This is a genomic window from Oscillibacter sp. UBA6647 (genome assembly GCA_002455655.1).
Classification (GTDB): Bacteria; Bacillota; Clostridia; order Oscillospirales; family Oscillospiraceae; genus Oscillibacter.
Genome location: DKLF01000108.1, coordinates 1 through 17,087 on the forward strand (window position 1 = coordinate 1; position 17,087 = coordinate 17,087).

Annotated in this window: 22 protein-coding genes and 1 pseudogene; all 23 read right to left on the bottom strand. The window is 59.1% G+C overall.

Annotation, left to right across the window (positions count from 1 at the left end; all coding sequences use genetic code 11):
• The coding region (locus B2W96_RS07990; RefSeq protein WP_293009760.1) for an AAA family ATPase at positions 1-211 on the bottom strand (211 nt) is incomplete at its 3' end.
• 40 nt (positions 212-251) lie between these two features.
• On the bottom strand, positions 252-707 hold the full coding sequence (locus B2W96_RS07995) for an arginine repressor (protein ID WP_293009761.1): 456 nt from the start codon (positions 705-707) through the stop codon (positions 252-254).
• Positions 697-1,587, bottom strand: coding sequence for an NAD(+)/NADH kinase (locus B2W96_RS08000; protein ID WP_293009762.1), 891 nt, complete (start codon positions 1,585-1,587; stop codon positions 697-699). Before B2W96_RS08000 ends, B2W96_RS07995 begins: the two co-directional genes overlap by 11 nt.
• Positions 1,584-2,408 (bottom strand): TlyA family RNA methyltransferase, encoded by an 825-nt coding sequence (locus B2W96_RS08005; RefSeq protein ID WP_293009763.1) that lies wholly within the window; start codon positions 2,406-2,408, stop codon positions 1,584-1,586. The genes B2W96_RS08000 and B2W96_RS08005 overlap by 4 nt, the downstream gene beginning before the upstream one ends.
• A gap of 33 nt (positions 2,409-2,441) precedes the next feature.
• The gene (gene dxs / locus B2W96_RS08010) at positions 2,442-4,292 is read right to left on the bottom strand and encodes a 1-deoxy-D-xylulose-5-phosphate synthase (RefSeq protein ID WP_293009764.1); all 1,851 of its coding nucleotides are present in this window, start codon (positions 4,290-4,292) and stop codon (positions 2,442-2,444) included.
• Between the two features lie 41 nt (positions 4,293-4,333).
• Entirely contained in the window at positions 4,334-4,897 is a 564-nt protein-coding gene (locus tag B2W96_RS08015; RefSeq protein ID WP_293009765.1) for a hypothetical protein, read from the bottom strand.
• Between the two features lie 794 nt (positions 4,898-5,691).
• The gene (locus B2W96_RS08020; RefSeq protein WP_293009766.1) at positions 5,692-6,570 is read right to left on the bottom strand and encodes a polyprenyl synthetase family protein; all 879 of its coding nucleotides are present in this window, start codon (positions 6,568-6,570) and stop codon (positions 5,692-5,694) included.
• The gene (gene xseB, locus B2W96_RS08025; protein WP_293009767.1) at positions 6,563-6,820 is read right to left on the bottom strand and encodes an exodeoxyribonuclease VII small subunit; all 258 of its coding nucleotides are present in this window, start codon (positions 6,818-6,820) and stop codon (positions 6,563-6,565) included. Before xseB ends, B2W96_RS08020 begins: the two co-directional genes overlap by 8 nt.
• Complete coding sequence (gene xseA, locus B2W96_RS08030) at positions 6,820-8,076, bottom strand: exodeoxyribonuclease VII large subunit (protein WP_293009768.1); 1,257 nt, start codon at positions 8,074-8,076, stop codon at positions 6,820-6,822. The genes xseB and xseA overlap by 1 nt, the downstream gene beginning before the upstream one ends.
• A 21-nt stretch (positions 8,077-8,097) precedes the next feature.
• A complete protein-coding gene (gene nusB / locus B2W96_RS08035; protein WP_293009769.1) occupies positions 8,098-8,550 on the bottom strand; it encodes a transcription antitermination factor NusB in 453 nt (150 codons plus the stop codon).
• Positions 8,551-8,574: 24 nt separating this feature from the next.
• Positions 8,575-8,949, bottom strand: a complete 375-nt coding sequence (locus B2W96_RS08040) for an Asp23/Gls24 family envelope stress response protein (RefSeq protein ID WP_293009770.1) — start codon at positions 8,947-8,949, stop codon at positions 8,575-8,577.
• A 92-nt stretch (positions 8,950-9,041) separates the two neighbouring features.
• Positions 9,042-9,611 carry a SpoIIIAH-like family protein gene (locus B2W96_RS08045; RefSeq protein ID WP_293009771.1) on the bottom strand — a complete coding sequence of 190 codons (570 nt, stop codon included), beginning with the start codon at positions 9,609-9,611 and terminating at the stop codon, positions 9,042-9,044.
• 23 nt (positions 9,612-9,634) lie between these two features.
• Positions 9,635-10,144 carry a hypothetical protein gene (locus B2W96_RS08050; protein ID WP_293009772.1) on the bottom strand — a complete coding sequence of 170 codons (510 nt, stop codon included), beginning with the start codon at positions 10,142-10,144 and terminating at the stop codon, positions 9,635-9,637.
• Positions 10,131-10,607 carry a stage III sporulation protein AF gene (locus B2W96_RS08055; RefSeq protein ID WP_293009773.1) on the bottom strand — a complete coding sequence of 159 codons (477 nt, stop codon included), beginning with the start codon at positions 10,605-10,607 and terminating at the stop codon, positions 10,131-10,133. Before B2W96_RS08055 ends, B2W96_RS08050 begins: the two co-directional genes overlap by 14 nt.
• A 16-nt stretch (positions 10,608-10,623) precedes the next feature.
• Positions 10,624-11,697 carry a stage III sporulation protein AE gene (locus B2W96_RS08060; protein WP_293009774.1) on the bottom strand — a complete coding sequence of 358 codons (1,074 nt, stop codon included), beginning with the start codon at positions 11,695-11,697 and terminating at the stop codon, positions 10,624-10,626.
• Positions 11,694-12,071 (bottom strand): SpoIIIAC/SpoIIIAD family protein, encoded by a 378-nt coding sequence (locus tag B2W96_RS08065; RefSeq protein WP_293009775.1) that lies wholly within the window; start codon positions 12,069-12,071, stop codon positions 11,694-11,696. The genes B2W96_RS08060 and B2W96_RS08065 overlap by 4 nt, the downstream gene beginning before the upstream one ends.
• Before the next feature lie 11 nt (positions 12,072-12,082).
• Positions 12,083-12,277, bottom strand: a complete 195-nt coding sequence (gene spoIIIAC, locus B2W96_RS08070; protein ID WP_293009776.1) for a stage III sporulation protein AC — start codon at positions 12,275-12,277, stop codon at positions 12,083-12,085.
• 25 nt (positions 12,278-12,302) lie between these two features.
• Complete coding sequence (locus tag B2W96_RS08075; protein ID WP_293009777.1) at positions 12,303-12,800, bottom strand: stage III sporulation protein AB; 498 nt, start codon at positions 12,798-12,800, stop codon at positions 12,303-12,305.
• Positions 12,797-13,702, bottom strand: a complete 906-nt coding sequence (locus B2W96_RS08080; RefSeq protein WP_293009778.1) for a stage III sporulation protein AA — start codon at positions 13,700-13,702, stop codon at positions 12,797-12,799. The genes B2W96_RS08075 and B2W96_RS08080 overlap by 4 nt, the downstream gene beginning before the upstream one ends.
• 113 nt (positions 13,703-13,815) lie before the next feature.
• Positions 13,816-14,658, bottom strand: coding sequence for a hypothetical protein (locus tag B2W96_RS08085; RefSeq protein ID WP_293009779.1), 843 nt, complete (start codon positions 14,656-14,658; stop codon positions 13,816-13,818).
• Positions 14,659-14,918: 260 nt separating this feature from the next.
• Entirely contained in the window at positions 14,919-15,836 is a 918-nt protein-coding gene (gene tsf, locus B2W96_RS08090) for a translation elongation factor Ts (RefSeq protein ID WP_293009780.1), read from the bottom strand.
• Between the two features lie 54 nt (positions 15,837-15,890).
• On the bottom strand, positions 15,891-16,634 hold the full coding sequence (gene rpsB, locus B2W96_RS08095; RefSeq protein WP_293009781.1) for a 30S ribosomal protein S2: 744 nt from the start codon (positions 16,632-16,634) through the stop codon (positions 15,891-15,893).
• 233 nt (positions 16,635-16,867) lie between these two features.
• A pseudogene (locus tag B2W96_RS08100) lies at positions 16,868-17,087 on the bottom strand (methyl-accepting chemotaxis protein); the annotation flags it as partial.

The following is a 17,087-nucleotide window of genomic DNA, read 5'->3' on the forward strand; positions in this document are numbered from 1 at the left end:
CTCCAGAAAACTCCGCACTGACCAGCGCCCGCTTGCTGCCGGTGCGAATCAGGTCCCGAGAGGTTCTGCCCCCCAGCACCGCACCCATAGCGTCAATGACAATGGATTTGCCCGCGCCGGTTTCGCCGGTGAGGGCGTTGAAGCCCGGGCGGAACTGAATGTCCGCCTGCTCGATCACTGCGATATTTTCAATGTGCAGCAGCTCCAGCATGGCTTCCTCCCCCTTTTCTATTCTGTAATGATACTTCCCTTTACACGTTGATCATTTCCTGAATTTCTTTGCAGAAGGTTTCTGCCGAAGCGGTGTCCCTCATCACCAAAAACGCGGTGTCGTCCCCCGCCAGACTTCCCAGCATATAGCCCAAATCCATGTCGTCCAATGCGGCGCAGGCGGCACTTGCCAGTCCCGGCATAGTTTTCACCACCACGATGTTTTGTGCGTTTTCAATACCCGTGATGCTCTCCCGGAAGATTGTGCGCAGCTTCTCTGCGAAATTCAGACGGGTTCGGTTTCCAGACACAGAATATTTATACACCCCGTGCCCCACTGGCTCCTTTATGAGGTGCATCTGCTTGATATCCCGGGAAATGGTGGCCTGCGTGCTGGACACGCCTCGGGCCTGCAGCCGCTCCAAAAGCTGCTCCTGCGTCTCGATATCCTCCTGCCCGATGATCTCCAAAATCAGCATTTGCCGTTCATTTTTCATCTTCCTGTCCTCCCGGCAGCATTTTTCTTGCAAAGATTTCACAAAAACTTTTTTCGGTCAGCCGCACCAGCTTCAGCTCGTACTTGGACCGGCGCACCTGCACCTCGTCTTCCGCATGGAGGGAAAACCCCCTGCTCTCGTCTACAAACAGATACACCGGTTTGCGTCCGTTTCGCTCTGTGCGGATGGACAGTGTGTGTCCGGGCGAGAGAACATACGAAGAAAACCGCATATTATGCGTACAGATGGGGCAGACCACCATGGCCTCGGCCTCTGGCTCCACCACGGGGCCGCCGGCAGAGAGAGAATAAGCCGTAGACCCGGTGGGCGTGGCGATAATCACACCGTCTCCGGCAATGTCCGCCAGATGATGACCGTCAGACTCAATCCGCAGATGAATCACATGAGAGATAGGACCTTCCCGGATCACAGCGTCATTCAGCCCCAGATTCGTGTAGACAGATCGCCCGTTCCGCAGGACATTCACGTCCAGCATCATCCTGCTCTCCGTTTCAAAATCCCAGACTGCCAGCCGCCGCAGCATCTCCAGCTCGCCCAGCTCCAGCTCTGCGATGAAACCAAGACTCCCTGTGTTGACGCCCAGCACCGGCACCTTATTCAGCGCCGCCAATTTGGCAAGATGCAGAATCGTGCCGTCTCCGCCCAGCGTAATCAGCAGGTCCGCCGAGCGCAGCTCGTGGGTCAGCGGGCGCACCTCCAAATCCGCAAAGGAGGTTCCCTCCCGTTGGTCGCGGAAGGGCGAACACACCACCGTCCGGAAGCCGCACTCGTGCAAAATCGCCCGGGCAGCTTTTGTGGCGCTCATATCCCGATCCCGACTAGGATTGGGACAAAGAATAATCTTTTTGCCCTCTTTCATGTCTCCGCGCCTCCCTTCTCCGGCAGGTCCGTGTGCGATTCCTCTACCAGCGCCCGCAAATCAAAGCCCGGCGCCTCTTCCGACGCACCGCAGCGCAAGAACCCCAGATACTCGATGTTGCCCTCAGGTCCTCGAATAGGAGAGTATGTCAATCCAGCCACTGTAAAGTCAGATTCCTTTGCATGGTCCAAAAAATGCTCCAGCACCTCGCGGTGTACTTCCGGGTCCCGGACCACGCCTTTTTTACCGACCTTTTCCCGGCCTGCCTCAAATTGCGGCTTCACGAGACACACCGCGCCGCCTTCCTGCTTCAAAAGTCCCCTCAGGGCGGGCAGAATCAGCTTCAGGGAGATAAAGCTCACGTCCACGCTGGCAAAATCCAGCTCGTCCGGTACCTGCTCGTGGGTGAGATACCGGGCGTTTGTCCGTTCCAAACATACCACCCGCGGGTCGGACCGCAGCTTCCATGCAAGCTGACCGTAGCCCACATCCACGGCATAGACCTTCTTTGCTCCGTTTTGAAGCATACAATCGGTAAAGCCGCCGGTGGAGGCTCCGATGTCGCCGCAGATGCTCTCTTTCAAATCAATGGGAAACACGGACATGGCCTTTTCAAGCTTCAGCCCGCCCCGGCTCACATAGGCAAGACCGCCGCCTCGAACTTCGATTTCCTCGTCCACGGAATAGGCGGTTCCGGGCTTGTCCGCCCGCTGGCCCTTTACAAATACAAGACCACTCATGATAACAGCCTGCGCCTTTTGCCGACTTTCCAGCAAGCCCCGCTCCACCAGCAGCAGGTCAAGCCGTTTCTTTTCACTCATGCTATGTCCTCCCCGCGAAATGACGCGGTGTCCTCAACGGATTCCCTCTAAAACGGCCTTAACAACGCCCTCTGCGTCCAAACCAAGACTGTGCCGCAGCTCTTCAACGGACCCCGCCGGAACAAAGCTGCGGCCAAGGTTTTTGAAAAGCATTCGCTTGGGTGCGCTGCCCCGGGCGGCAAGAATGCCGCCGACTCTTTGTCCTACGCAGCCGGAGCCGCAGCAGTCCTCCACCGCGAGAATGCATTCGCAGCCGGAGAGCGCGGCCGCCAAATCCTCGTAATCCAGCGGCGCAATGCGGTTCAGCTTCACCACACCGGCGCGAACCCCCTGCTTCTCCAGCAAATCAGCCGCGTCCAGCGCCTGATTCACCAGCACGCCATAGGTCAGGATCGTCACGTCCTTCCCTTCCCGCAGCCGCACGGCGGCAGCTTCTCCGCCGTCCTCCCGGTAGCGGCCCTCGCCGCCTCTGGGATAGCGGACGGCCACCGGCCCTTGGCACTCTAAAACCGCGCTGCGCAGCATTTGCCGCAGCTCCGCAAAGCTGGCGGGGCAATACACTGTCATCCCCGGAACGGTGGGCAAAAATAGCGCGTCAAACGCGCCGTGGTGTGTTTCTCCGTCGTTCCCCACAAGGCCCGCCCGGTCCACCCCCAGCACCACATGAAGCCCCTCCAGCGCCACATCGTGGAGCAGCATGTCATAGCTCCGCTGCAAAAAGGTGGAATACACCGCGAATACGGGGATCATCCCCTGCGAGGCAAGGCCCCCGGCCATGGCCGCGCCGTGCCCCTCGGCAATGGCAACATCAAAAAACCGCTTTGGAAATTCCTTCTGAAAAAGGTCCAGCCCCGTTCCGTCCGCCATGGCGGCGGTGATGGCGCACACTCGTGGGTCCCGGGCGGCAAGGGAGACAAGGGTCTTTCCAAAAACAGAGGAAAAACTCTCTGTCTCCGGCTTTTTTAAAAGTCCGGTCGCCGCGTCGAACGGTCCGATGCCGTGGAACTTGCCTGGGTCCCGCTCCGCCGGTGCATAGCCCCGCCCCTTCTCCGTGTGTACGTGGACCACCACCGGACAGCGCAGCTCTCTGGCCCATTGGAGCATGTCGCACAGCCGGTCAATATCATGTCCGTTAATCGGTCCTAAGTAATTGAACCCCATGTCCTCAAACAGGGTACTGCCAGGCCACAGGGCTTTTTTCAAAGAGGTTTTCATCCGGTGATTAAAACGGTAAAGCCCGCTTTTCATGGGCTGTGCGCCAAACAGGCTTCGATACCACTTTTTAAAATGATAATAGGCAGGCTTGCTTCGGATTTTTCCCAGATGCCTGCTCACCGCCCCCACGTTGGGGTTGATGGACATGCCGTTGTCATTTAAAATCACAATTAGCGGCTCTTTGGAAGCACCTGCATTGTTCAGCCCCTCATAGGCAAGTCCACCGGACAGCGCCCCATCCCCGATGAGGGCCAGAACGCTGTGGTCCTTCCCCTCCAATGTTCTGGCACGGGCCATTCCCAGCGCCACGGAGACGGAGTTGGAAGCGTGGCCCGCCACAAACGCGTCGTGCTCGCTCTCATAGGGCTTAGGGAAGCCCGACAGGCCGCCAAACTGCCGCAAAGAGCCAAACAGCTCTTTACGTCCCGTCAGCGCCTTGTGGACATAGCATTGGTGCCCCACATCAAACACCAGCCGGTCGCTGGCGGTGTCGAACACCCGATGGATTGCCACCGTCAGCTCCACCACGCCAAGATTGGAGGCCATGTGACCGCCGGTTTGGGAAACCTGCTCAATCAAAAACCGCCGGAGCTCGTCGCACAGCGTATCCAGCTCCCCGCGGCTCAGCGCTTTCACGTCCGCGGGAGAATTGATGGTTTCAAGAATCATAGGTGTCTCTCTTTTCAAAAATTACGGAGAACCCCCGCTCTTCATTTGGAAAAGCGATGGAATACGTGCAAAATCTTTCCCGCAAGGAACACCACGCGGGTGCTCTGATTGATGGCCAGTGATTTGCCCAGCGCCTTCCCGCCGATGGTCAAGCCGGAAATAACCGCCGTGACCCCCGCGCCCAAAAGCACGCTGTGTACATCCAGTAGCATCTGAAGCCGAGCCACGATGACGGCGGCGGTGGTGCCGGAGACGATGCCGCAGATATCGCCCACCACGTCGTTGCAGAAGCTGCTGACGCGCCCGGCGTTGCGAAGGAGCATAATTGCCTCCGACGCACCCGGCTCTTTGTGGGCGGCCATGGAGTGAAAGGGTCGCTCGTCCGCAGCGGTGACGGCAACGCCGATAATATCAAATAAAATGCCAAGTCCGATAAATCCCGCCAAAACCAAAAGCGCCGCCGCGATCCCCGCCCCGGTGAGCGCGCTTTCAGAAGCAAGGCTCAGCGCGGCGGACAGCGCCACGGCGATGAAAAATATCCGCAGTGCCCAGCGGTACTGCGGCAGCTCCGCGTCGTTTTTTCGTTTTCGTTTTGTTTTGCTCAATCTGTTGCCTCCCCGGGCACAGCGAAATTCCGCCGGAAGAGGCGGTTCGAATTTTCTAAATACTAAGTCGGCGGCGGTGAAAAAAGTAAATCTTACGGCTTAGGTACGGGTTGGATTTCCCCGCAGCGCACCTCTCGTTGCCGATGGAGGCGGTTCCCCTTTCGGCGCTTCGTCGCGGCGTTGCCGTCCGCACGACCCGATTGCCACTTAGTCCGCACTGTAATCCTTTTTTCGCCCTTGCGACAGCCTAGATGATTTCCACCTCAGTCTGTGCGTCTTTTTAGCCTCTTTTGCAGACGGGGTTTCAAAAGGCAATAGCATCTTCCTCTCTGGCCAGAGCGGAGTCTGCCTGAATCCTCTATCCACCGCGCCCACGCAAGGCAGGCTACATCTGCACACAGCGTTACGGACGAAACCGCCCGATGCACCGCATTGCAGGTTCATAATCTGTTTCGTACGCGGGCCGGGTACCCACATGGGATTACGTCCGCGCACAAGAACAGGTCTCCACAGAAACAGGGTCGGGTTGACCATGCCATTGCTCATCGCCCTGAGTCCGCAAGCGTGAAATCACGCTTCCCCCCAGCATCCACCCAAAACTGGGCGTTTCAAGCAGACACCACGGGTTTCATCGATATGCCCTTCAGAGGATTTTTAGCCCCTCCTTGAAAGACGCAGTACTGACTAGGATACTGCGCCGCCGCTTAGCATGCTTATTATAGCACGTTCCTAATAAATATACAACGATTTTTGTATATCCAAAGTGTGAATTTTTAGAACACCGGTTTGCTTTCTCAGCCAGTCCGCTCCGCCAGAGAGTCCGCCAGATCGTCCAAAAATTCATGCTCCGGAAGCCGCGCCAGCGCAGCCTTTGCCGCTGCGGTGCACATCCGCACCGCGTTTTCGCAGCCCTCCAGCCCCAGCACATCCACGTAGGTGGTCTTCCCGTCCGCTTTGTCGGAGCCAAGGGTTTTGCCGAGGCTTTGTTCGTCTCCCATCACGTCCAGCATGTCGTCCCGAATCTGAAACGCCACGCCCAGCTCCCGGGCATAGCTTCCAAGGGCCGCGCGCAGATCCTCCCCAGCGCCGGCGGCAGCGCAGCCCATCAGCGCCGCGCCCCGGAGCATGGCCCCAGTTTTCAGACTGTGGACCTCCAAAAGCTCCTCCCGGGTACGGGGGCTGTGCAGCGTGTCCAGCACCTGACCGGCCACCATGCCGTCCGCCCCGGCTGCCTGTGCCAGAAGCAGTGCGCAGTCTGCCCGGCGAACCGCGCCAAGACCGGGAGCCGATAAAATCAAGCGGAACGCCTCCGGCTGGAGAGCGTCTCCCGCCAGTACCGCCAGCGTCTCGCCGTAGACCTTGTGATTGGTGGGCTTGCCCCGACGCAGGTCATCGTCGTCCATGCAGGGCAGGTCGTCGTGGATGAGAGAGTAGGTGTGTATCAGCTCCACCGCGCAGGCGGGGGGCAGCGCCAATTGCCAGTCCAGCCCGCACAGGCGGGCCGCTTCCAGTGCCAGCACGGGCCGCAGCCGCTTTCCCCCGGCAAGAAGGCTGTACCGCATGGCGTCGTACAAATCGACCCAGTGGGGCTTGTCCGAAAACAAACCCTCCAAGTAGTCCTCCACCGCCTGACGGTATTCTCCGTACCGCGCGTCAAACGCCGCCTTATCCATCCGATTCGTCCTCCGTGTCAAAGGGTAGCTCCACCGGCGCGCCGTCCGCGCCCTTCATCAGGCGCACCACTTTTTGCTCCGCTTCGTCCAGAAGCTTTCCGCAGGAGTGAATCAACCCCGTTCCCTCGTCGAACAGCGCAAGGGAGTCCGCCAGCTCCGCGTCTCCTTTTTCCATCCGGGCCACAATCTCCTCCAGACGTGCAATCTGCTGCTCAAAGGTCTGGGGTTCTTCTTTTTTCTTTCCAGCCATCACGGTCTTCCTTTCTCAACGGTACATTCAAGGGACCCTTCTCCCAGCGCCACCTCGATGCGGCTGCCCGGGGGTGCGTCCCGATAGCTTTTGAGGATGCCCTGCCCGTTCCGGGCCACGGCGTAACCCCGACCCAAAACCTTTAGAGGACTCATGGCATCCAGCGACGCGGCCAGCGCGGAAAATCTCTGTCGCTTCGCGCCCACGCTTTTCTCCGAAAGGTCCCCCAGCCGCTGCTGCAAGTGGGTCAGCAGCATCCGCCTGTCCTGCACAAAGGCAAGCTGGTCCTTCATCACCCGCTTTTCGGCAAGCGCCTGAAGACGGCGGCGGCACAATTGAAGCTTCATTTCCTCTGCCTGCGCCATGCGTTCTCCTGCGCCCCGAAGCCACCGAAGCAGCTCCAATTGGTCGGGCACGGCGATTTCCGCCGCATTGGAGGGAGTGGACGCCCGTACATCCGCCACAAAATCGGAGATAGTCACATCCGGCTCGTGGCCCACGGCGGAGATCACCGGAAGCTCAGACTCGTAGATGGCCCGGGCCACCCGCTCGTCGTTGAAGGCCCACAGGTCCTCCATGGACCCGCCGCCCCGGCCCGTAATAATCAAGTCTCCCACCTTATAGCGGTTTGCATACCGGATGGCTCCCGCAATTTCCGCCGGGGCCTCCGCCCCCTGCACCCGCACCGGCAGCAGCGCAACCTCGGCGGCGGGAAATCTGCGCCGCAGAATGCGGAGCATGTCGTGAATGGCTGCCCCGGCGGAGGAAGTGACAATGGCGATTCGTCGGGGATAGCGGGGCAGGGGTTTTTTGTGGGCCTCATCAAACAGGCCCTCCTCCAGCAGCTTTGCCTTGAGCTGATCAAAGGCCACCGCCAGATCGCCCACCCCGTCCGGCGACAGGCCGCCGCAGTAAAGCTGATAGGCCCCGTCTCTTGGAAAGACGGAAATCCGCCCCTGGGCAATGGCCTTCATGCCGTTTTCAGGGCGGAACCGCAGTCTTTGGGCCTGAGATCGAAACATGACGCACCGCAGCGCGCTGTCCTTATCCTTCAGCGTAAAATAGTGGTGTCCCGAGGGGTAAATCTTGTAGTTGGACAGCTCCCCCCTCACCAGAATGTCCTGTAAAATCGGCTCTCCGTCCAGCAGAGCCTTCACATATTCGTTGACCTGAGAAACCTGATAGACAGGCTGTTCCACGAACGCACCTTCTTCCTTGCGGTTCTTTCGTATTTGGGCAAAAAACAAGGCGGGCATGACTGCCCGCCCTGTTTTTAATCAATCCTGCGGACATTCCTGGCGGGCAAAGCTGCCGAGAATTCCGTTGATAAACTTCACCGTCTCCGGCGTCTCATATTTTTTGGAGATTTCCACGGCCTCGTTAATGGCCGCGCCGTTGGGAACGTCCTGCATGTAGAGAACCTCGTACATGCACACCCGCATAATGGCGGAGGCTACCAGAGGAATCCGGGCAAAGCTCCAGCCCACCGCATATTTGGAAATGTAGCCGTCCAGCTCGGCCGCGTGCTCCCGCACGCCCAGAACCAGTCGGCGGATATAGTCCGCCTGCTTTTCGTTGGGCGCGTCGGCGTAAAGCGGGTCTTCCCCCGCAAGGGTTGCAAAGCGCTCCGCCGTCAGCCGCTCATCCAGCAGCTCCTCCGCCGTCACATCCGTAAAGCTCAGTTCATAGGCCAGATGGATGGCGATTTCCCGTGCAACGTTCCGTACCATAACCCGTTTCTTCCTCTATCTTTCTCAGTCCAGCGTCACGCCGTCCACATGAATGTTCACCGTGCCCACCGGGCAGCCGGTCATGGCCTCCACCGAGGAAACGACGGCCTTTTGCGCGTTCTCCGCCACCTCGGGAATGGGGTGTCCGTAAGAAATCGTCAGGTACACGTCCAGCGCAAGAGACGCGCCGGTCATGTCGATTTTCACGCCCCGCGTGCCCTTTCTGGCGTTTTTCTTGTTCATCAGGTCGGTCACGCTGCCGCCCATGCCGCCGATCATCCCGGACACGCCTTCCACGTCTCGGACGGCGCCCACAGCGATGGCGGCGATCACTTCCTCCGCGATATTGATACTGCCGTTTTCCTCCGGCAGAATCATGTATTCCCGGCCTTCACCCATGGCATTCACGCTCCTTTTCGTCGCCCGACCATTGGCCGGGCTCCTTCTTTCGTGCATATTAGTTTACCATGCTTCTTCAAAAATTACAACAGCTAATTTGCCGCCATGATCTTGATATTTCCGGCGGGATAGCCCGTCTCTGTCATGGCGATATCTGTGATTTTTGCCACGTCCGTGTCTGCAAGCTCTCCGCTGGCGGTGGACACCACCACACTGAGGCTGTCCTCGCTCATAAACGCCACGCAGTCGGTATAGCCCTTGGCCGTCACCAGATTTTCGATCTGCGCCTCCGCCATGGTGAACTGCGCCATGGCCTGAATTCCCTCCGCCGCCTGATCAAGCGCGCCCTGAGACGCACCGTCCTCCTCCGCTGCCTGCTGCAGCAGCGACACGGCGGAATCCCGTGCCTGCTGGCGGGTCAGGCGGGCGGAAGCGAAATAATCCGACCCCGTGTAAACTCCCGTCTCGTCCACCGGCGCGGCGGATCCGTCTCCGCCGGAGACAAGGGCCGCCTCGCCCAGCAGCTTGCCGCCCGACTGCCCGGAGCTTCCGGCTCCCGCCGGAGCGGCGTTCTGCGTCGCCTGCCAGTTCAGGGCCGCCGCCGCGCAGATCAGCACCAGCATGGTCACCACCACGGTATAGCGTTTCCAGTTTCCTCTCATGTTCCGCTTCCTCCTCCAAAATATCACTGACATTTAACCACCGTAATCCGATCCGAGCCCAGACCCGTCAGCGCAGCCACCGCAGCCGTCACCGCCAGACGAACCTGTGCGTCTCCCGCGCCCTGGCATACCACCAGCGCGCCCCGAAATGTGGGACATCTGGTCCCCGTCACCACCGGCTCCTGCGCGCCGCTTTTTCCCGCAAGCACCGTCTCGCTTTTTCGCTGATAATCCGTGGGCGCGGCGGTGTCTCCGCTGTAACTCAAATCCGTGTCCTGCGCCAGACTGCGCTCCGTACCCGTGTCCGCCGTCAGCATCAGGTGCAGTTCGCCCACGCCGTCAATTTTTGTCAATATTTTCTCCATATTTGCCTGCGTCTCCTGCACCACATCCTGTACATGCTCTTCCGGAACCGTGTCGGCGCTTTTGTTGTTCCCGGAGGGCAGCAAAAGCAGCGCCACGCCCGCCGCCGCCACCAGAACCGCGTATTTCCAGCGGTTCCAGAGTTTTTTTACCGTCTCAGCCTGTTTCATGATAGACCTGCCTCTCCTTTGGAATTCCCAGCTCCCGCTCCATATAGTCCGCCAGCGCGTCCGATTTCTCCCCGGTCAGTTCCGCCCCCGTCGGAACGGGCGTGCCATCCTCTCCCGGCTCCATCAGTACCCGGACGGTGCATGAGACTCCCAGCTCCGCGGCTTTGTCCAAAATATATGCTTCCGTCTTGTCCGCTATGAGTTCTCCCATCGTCTGATTGCTCTGCTCCTTCAACTCCGTCTGGCGCTGCTGGATTTCCACCGCATAGTCTTCATATCCCAGTTCCAGTCCGCTTACGTCTACCCCCGGGAAGGGCTTCAGCATCACCAGCAGCAGCACCAGGCCCCCGGCGAAACCCGCAATTTTCCGCACCGTCCCCTCCGGAATCAGACTTTGGGATAAAGACACGAGAAAGGCCGCCGCTCCCACAGAAATAATCCAGCCTCTGATTGCCTCAATCATTGCGTCCCTCCCCCTTTCACGCAACCGCTGCCACGGAAGACAAAATCGCGATCAGCAGCAACAGTGCGCTGGCACCCGTCATCCCCAGCACCAGCCCGAAAGCACTGCCAAGGCCGTCGATAAGCTTGCACAGCTCCGGAGACCCGATGACCCCCGCCAAAAAGCCCGCCAGCTTGTACAGGAGATATTGAATGCCCAAGTGTAAAAAGGGCCACGCGCAAGCCGCCAGCACCGCCAGCGTTCCGAAAATGCCGATGGCGTTTTTCAGCATCCCCGCCCCGGCCAGCACCGTTTCCGCCGCCTCAGCGATAATGCTTCCCACCACGGGTACCATCCCGGCGACCGCAGAACTTGCCAGCTTCACCGCGGTTGCGTCCGTCGCGCCGGAGATGACATGGGCGATGGAAAGATAGATGGTAAACGCCGTCAGCGCCCCGCACAGAATCCATGAGATGCACTTGCGCATTGCCTCCGCGATGTTTCCCAGCCGCCCCCCGGGAAGACACGCCGCGGCGGTGAGCGTTCCGATGTAAAGATATGTCAGCGGCAGCAGCAGTTCCTGAATCAGCTTTAAAAGTAGCCCCGTAAACAATACCGCCGTCACCTGCTGTACCGTGGCGGTGGTGATGGAACCGCTGACGGCCGTGGCCGCCGCCAGCACCGGCAGCAGAATCCTTGCAAATTCGTTCAATTCCTGAATGGTTCCGCCGCCCATTCCGATCAGGCTTTCAAAGCTTCCCGCCGTCAGCAGCGTCACCGACAGCGCCCCCGCTGCCAGCACCAGCTTGGGTCCCGTGCCGCCGGCGGTCTGGGAGAAGCCTTCCACCGCACCGCACAACAGCACCACCAGCAAAATGCTCACGGCGCCCCGCAGTCGCTGAAGCAATACGGACCTTGCCTGTCCCATGAGATTCTGAAAAATCTGGGCCGCGCCTCCGCCCAGCGGGTCCGCGCCGGACAGGTCCGCGTTTTCCAAAATTGATTCCGTCCCCTCCGGTAACGCATCCCATAGCTCGTCCGGCACCTCAGCGGCAGAAACAGGAAGGGTAACCAGCAGCGCCAGAACCAGTGCCAAAAGCCATCGTTTCATCCCATCAGCTCCAACAGGACGTCCATCGCCTTTTTCAGCAGCGGCAGCGCCGCCAGCAAGGCGCACACCGCCCCCGCAATTTCCACAGCGGAGGCCAGCGCCGCTGCTCCCGCATCCTTGCACAGCCCGCTTCCAATCTTCACCACCAGCGCGATGCCCACGGTTTTGTAAAGCGGCACAAACAGCTCGTTGGATACCCCCGTCCGGGCCATAAGCTCCCCGAAAAAGTCCATCAGGCTCCGCAGGCTTTCGGACAGAGCGAGCACCGCCGCCACGGCGGCGGCCAACCCCAGTAGCAGAGCCGCCTCGGGTGCGCCCCGACGCACCGCCGCGGCCAGCAGCGCCGTCACCACGCACACCAGCGTGATCTGCATGACCTGTCCCATCAAAAGCCAAACAGCGTTTTGATGAGCTCAAACAGATCGCTGATCTGCCGCACCATCATCATCAGAACCACCACCAGACCCGCCAGTGTCGTCATCATGGCCTGCTCCTCCCGGCCGGATCGCACAAGGAGCTGGTTCAGCACCGCCACCAGAATTCCGATAGCGGCAATCCGAAAGATTAAATCAACGTCCATGGTAAATATTCCTTTCGTATGTCCTTTACAGCAGGAGAATCAGCAGCAGCGCGGCGGCGGAAAAGCAGACCGCCGTGGTCTGCCTGAAACAATCCCGTTTATCCTTTCGTCGCTCTTCCGCTCTCTTTCTAAGCCAATCTGTGGAAAGTGAAATTCCCTTACAAATTTCCGTTTCGTCACCCGACAGCCTGTACCCCAATCCAGCGACAATTACCTGTGCATCGTCCTCGATCGGAAGACAGCGACAGGCGTTTTCCCACGCAGGGCGCAGCGACTCTCCCCGCTCCAGCGAATCCGCCGCCCCGGTCAACCATACCATCACGTCTTCACTTCGCCGGGACCGGCCCACCTGCCGCAAAAGCCGGGGCAGGGGCGTGCGGGTCAGGCGGATGCCTGCGGAGAGTTCCTCCAGCGCGGTGATCAGCTCGTCCAGCGCCTCCGTTTCCCGCTGGCGGCGGCGCAGCTCCCCCAGCCAGATTGCGCCAAAGCCCAGCAGCAGCAGCAAACTGCCCAGCGCTTTCACGGCAGCTCCTCCAATTCATAACTCCGCCCCTCCGCGGTTCGCCGGATGCACACCGCACGGCGAAATACCTTCGTCTTCAAAAGCTGCCTGTACAGTGGCCTATGCGAAAGCTCTTCCACATTGGCGGCATGGATGGTGGCCAGCAACCTCACACCGCAGCCCGCAGCCATGGTCATGGCCCGGATATCCTCCTCCGCCGTGATTTCGTCGGCGGCCACAATCTGGGGGTTCATGGTCCGCAGCAGCATGGGGATGGCGGCGGCCTTTGGGCAGCCATCCAGCACATCGGTGCAGGGGCCAACGTCCATCTGGGGCCGTCCCCGGTAGCAGACCGCCACCTCTCCCCGCTCGTCCGCAAGACCCACACGCAGTCCCTTTTGAGAGACACAGCGAATCAAATCCCGCAGCAGCGTGGTTTTCCCCCCTCCCGGCGGGGACAGCAGCAGTGTACTTTCAAACTTGCCATCGGATAAAAGCCGCTCCGAAAGCTCCTCCGCGATGCCTGTCTTTTCCCGGGCAATCCGCACGTTGGCGGAGGACAAGTCCGTCAGGTTTGTGCACACGCCGCCCTTCATGACTGCGGAGCCGCAAAAGCCGATGCGAAAGCCGCCCCGCACAGGCAAAAATCCCTCTCGCAGTGTTTCGGCGGCAGCATAGCGGGAAAATTCGGCGCCCAAGTCACATAGCGTCTCCAACTCCTCCGGCTCCACCGAAGGCTCGGTTCCCCACGGGCTGCTTTCCCCCTCGGGCAGCAGCACCGTCATGGGCCTGCCTGTTCTAATGCGAAATTCCTCCGCCACCGCTTTTTTTTCTTCCGGCAGCGTGTCCGCCAGCTTGCGCAGCCGCACCGGCAGAAAGGCAGCAGCCTGCCGGTATCTGGCAATCTCTTCCCGTTCCTTCATCTCCGCTCCTCCTTGTCCGATACCCAACCATATGAAGGCCCGTCCCCCTTTATGCCGGAAAAATTGAAGGAAAAAAGCGCCCGGTATTCGAAAATACCGGGCGCTTTTTGCATTTACTTGCAGCACTTGCAGTAGTTTTTCGTCTCCTCGTAGGTTTCGCAGCGGCTGACCGTGTTGGGCGGGAAGAACTCGCCCACAGGGAAGCTGATGTTGCGGAACAGGCCGCATGGGTCTTGGGCGGGGTCGGTTCCACCGGAACCGGAGCACTCCTTCTGGGGCATGCAGTAGTCGTACACGGGGATCAGCAACTGTGTATCCCGCTCCAGCCGCACGATGGAGAACTGGCCCAGAGTGACGTACACTCTCCGCCCGTCCTCGCCGGAACTGAGCTCGCCGTCGAAATAGTCGCTGATAAACGTCGGAATTTCGCACAGGTCGCAGTCGCAGGGACGGCAGCCGCACACGTCTACCAGCTTCGCGTCCAGCACGATGGGGTCGACAGCCTCAACCACTGCGGTGGGCGCACTCCCGGTACGCAGGCACTGGCTATCCACGGTGCAGGTATCAGAGGAGAAAACTCTGGCGCCGCCCTCGCTGCCAAACAGCAGGACGCGTTTGTCGAACACACACAAACCTTCCACGGTCACGGGACTTGGCGTGCACAGGTATGCCTGGAGCGTCACCTGATAGAAAAATCGCATGTCGACGGTGTAGCAGCCTCGGTTGAAGGTCACCGGCTCCACGTCTACGTACACATAAAGCAGCTTTGCGGTGCCGCCCTTCAGAGAAACCGCGCGATTGAGGACATCCACGTACTGCAGCTTGGGATAGAAGCGCAAGTCTTCGATACAATCCTTGTCTTTGCACGAGTCAAAAATCTTCTTGGTGTGAATGCAAACCGCCTCGCGGATGCAGCGAGAGTCATCCACAGGTCCGGGCATGATCTTTTCAGGCATTGCAATACCTCCTATTTAAGTAGCTGTGAAAGAAAATTTCTTTCAGTCCAGTCTATGCTTCCCGGGAAAAAAAGTGAGTGGGCCGGAAAATGTCCCGGCCCGCTCAAAAAAACAGGAAATTCAACCGTCATTCCCATGGGGACAGACTGTTTTTTCGCATAATTCCGGATGGTAAAGCCCATACGGAAAAAGCACGGCGACAGGAGCTTTTCCTGTCGCCGTGCTCTTTATCTTTAATAAAATAGATTTCCGAAAAGAAATTAGCCCTTCACCATGGAAGCGATCTCGTCGGCAAAGTTCTCCTGCTTCTTCTCAATGCCCTCGCCCTTTTCAAAGCGGGCGGCGGAGACAAACGCGACAGAGCCGCCCAGCGCCTTGGCGGAAGCAGCGATATAGCCCTCCACGGTCATGCTGCCGTCCTTCACAAACTCCTGCTGCAACAGGCAGTTTTCCTCGTAGAACTTGTTCAGCTTGCCGGAGGCGATCTTCTCCTTCACCGCGTCGGGCTTGGAAGCCATCTTGGGGTCGTTGGCCATCTGGGCCACGAGAATCTTCATCTCCTCGTCCAGAATCTCCTGAGAAACCTCAGACTTGTCCCAGAAGCGGGGATTCAGCGCGGCGATCTGCATAGCCACGTCCTTACCCACGGCCTCCACCTTCTCGGCGGGCAAGTCAGTCTTGAAGTTCACCAGCACACCGATTTTACCGCCGGCATGGACATAGGGAACGGAGATGCCTTCGGCAAAACGGATGAAACGGCGGACCTTGATGTTCTCGCCGATGACCAGCACCATCTCCTGCTGCTGCTGGGTGACGGTGAGATCACTGCCATCGTACTTGCACTCCATCAGCGCGTCCAGATCGGCGGGATTCTGCTTTGCCACCGTGGCGGCCACGCCCTTGACGAAATCCACAAACTTCTCGTTCTTGCCCACGAAGTCCGTCTCGGCGTTCACCTCAACCAGAGCGCCCACGCCGTCGATTACCTCTGCCAGGGCCACGCCTTCGGCAGCGATGCGGCCGGCCTTCTTCGCGGAAGCAGCCATGCCCTTTTCACGCAGCCATTCAACGGCCTTGTCAATGTCGCCGTCGGTGGCGGCCAAAGCCTTCTTGCAGTCCATCATACCCACGCCAGTCATTTCGCGCAGGTTCTTTACGTCAGTAGCTGTAATAGCCATCTTCGTTTTTCCTCCAATTTTGATGATTAGATATACCCGTGCCGGGGAGCCGTCTTACTGGGCGGACTCGGCTGCGGGAGCCTCGGCGGCAGCGTCCTCCATCTGCTCGCCCTGACGGCCTTCCAGCATGGCGTTTGCCATGATGGAGGAGATCAGCTTGATGGCGCGGATGGCGTCGTCGTTGCCGGGGATGACGTAATCAATCTCATCGGGATCGCAGTTGGTATCGGCAATCGCCACCACGGGGATGCCCAGCTTGTGGGCCTCGGCAATGGCGTTGCGCTCCTTGCGGGTATCCACAATAAACAGCGCGCCGGGAAGAGTCTTCATGTTCTCCACGCCGCCCAGATACTTCTCAAGCTTCGCAATTTCGCCCAGGTGCTTCATGACTTCCTTCTTGGGGAGCATGTCGAAGGTGCCGTCCTCCTGCATGGTCTTGAGCTGATGCAGACGGTCCACGCGGGTACGCATGGTCTTGAAGTTGGTCATCATGCCGCCAAGCCAGCGGGCATTCACAAAATACTGGCCGCAGCGCTGGGCCTCCTCGCGAATGGCGTCCTGCGCCTGCTTCTTGGTGCCCACGAACAGCAGGCTCTTGCCGTCGGCGGAGAGATCGCGGACAAAGTTGTACGCCTCTTCCAGCTTGCGGACGGTCTTCTGCAGGTCCACGATATAGATGCCGTTGCGCTCGGTATAGATATAGGGAGCCATCTTGGGGTTCCACCGACGGGTCTGATGCCCGAAGTGGACGCCTGCCTCCAGCAGGGATTTCATGGATACGATGCTAGAATTTGCCATGACTTAAGTTCCTCCAAAATATAAATTTAGTTTACCCTCTGGCGCTTCATCCCATCCGCCAGTTTCCGAAGGAAACACAGACGGACAGTCCACCACCATGCGTAGTGCTGTAATATGATACCACAGGATTCCCCTCGGTGCAAGAGCTTTTTATGAAAACAGGAAGAAAAATCCCGGGATTCCCCGGGATTTTTCCGTTTCTTTGTATTTTGCAGCCGTTTCTCTTCCGAAACTCAATATTTGGAAGCCGCACCGCCTGCCATCGGCTCCCTCTGAGCCGAACTGACGGAGCGCTCTTCCACCGGGGCAGGGCGTGCGCCGGTCGCGGGTGCTTCTTCTCCATCGACAAATTTGAACTGCCCCACCAGCTCCTTGAGCATCTGCGCCTGCGCGGACATCTCCTCGCTGGCGGCAGCACTTTCCTCGCTGGTTGCGGAGTTGTTCTGCACCACA

Coding starts and splice junctions, on each gene's coding strand:
- B2W96_RS07995 (WP_293009761.1), bottom strand. CDS start 707: ATGAAAAATGAACGGCAAATGCTGATTTTGGAGATCATCGGGCAGGAG.
- B2W96_RS08000 (WP_293009762.1), bottom strand. CDS start 1,587: ATGAAAGAGGGCAAAAAGATTATTCTTTGTCCCAATCCTAGTCGGGAT.
- B2W96_RS08005 (WP_293009763.1), bottom strand. CDS start 2,408: ATGAGTGAAAAGAAACGGCTTGACCTGCTGCTGGTGGAGCGGGGCTTG.
- dxs (WP_293009764.1), bottom strand. CDS start 4,292: ATGATTCTTGAAACCATCAATTCTCCCGCGGACGTGAAAGCGCTGAGC.
- B2W96_RS08020 (WP_293009766.1), bottom strand. CDS start 6,570: ATGGATAAGGCGGCGTTTGACGCGCGGTACGGAGAATACCGTCAGGCG.
- xseB (WP_293009767.1), bottom strand. CDS start 6,820: ATGGCTGGAAAGAAAAAAGAAGAACCCCAGACCTTTGAGCAGCAGATT.
- xseA (WP_293009768.1), bottom strand. CDS start 8,076: ATGCCCGCCTTGTTTTTTGCCCAAATACGAAAGAACCGCAAGGAAGAA.
- nusB (WP_293009769.1), bottom strand. CDS start 8,550: ATGGTACGGAACGTTGCACGGGAAATCGCCATCCATCTGGCCTATGAA.
- B2W96_RS08040 (WP_293009770.1), bottom strand. CDS start 8,949: ATGGGTGAAGGCCGGGAATACATGATTCTGCCGGAGGAAAACGGCAGT.
- B2W96_RS08045 (WP_293009771.1), bottom strand. CDS start 9,611: ATGAGAGGAAACTGGAAACGCTATACCGTGGTGGTGACCATGCTGGTG.
- B2W96_RS08050 (WP_293009772.1), bottom strand. CDS start 10,144: ATGAAACAGGCTGAGACGGTAAAAAAACTCTGGAACCGCTGGAAATAC.
- B2W96_RS08055 (WP_293009773.1), bottom strand. CDS start 10,607: ATGATTGAGGCAATCAGAGGCTGGATTATTTCTGTGGGAGCGGCGGCC.
- B2W96_RS08060 (WP_293009774.1), bottom strand. CDS start 11,697: ATGAAACGATGGCTTTTGGCACTGGTTCTGGCGCTGCTGGTTACCCTT.
- B2W96_RS08065 (WP_293009775.1), bottom strand. CDS start 12,071: ATGCAGATCACGCTGGTGTGCGTGGTGACGGCGCTGCTGGCCGCGGCG.
- spoIIIAC (WP_293009776.1), bottom strand. CDS start 12,277: ATGGACGTTGATTTAATCTTTCGGATTGCCGCTATCGGAATTCTGGTG.
- B2W96_RS08080 (WP_293009778.1), bottom strand. CDS start 13,702: ATGAAGGAACGGGAAGAGATTGCCAGATACCGGCAGGCTGCTGCCTTT.
- B2W96_RS08085 (WP_293009779.1), bottom strand. CDS start 14,658: ATGCCTGAAAAGATCATGCCCGGACCTGTGGATGACTCTCGCTGCATC.
- tsf (WP_293009780.1), bottom strand. CDS start 15,836: ATGGCTATTACAGCTACTGACGTAAAGAACCTGCGCGAAATGACTGGC.
- rpsB (WP_293009781.1), bottom strand. CDS start 16,634: ATGGCAAATTCTAGCATCGTATCCATGAAATCCCTGCTGGAGGCAGGC.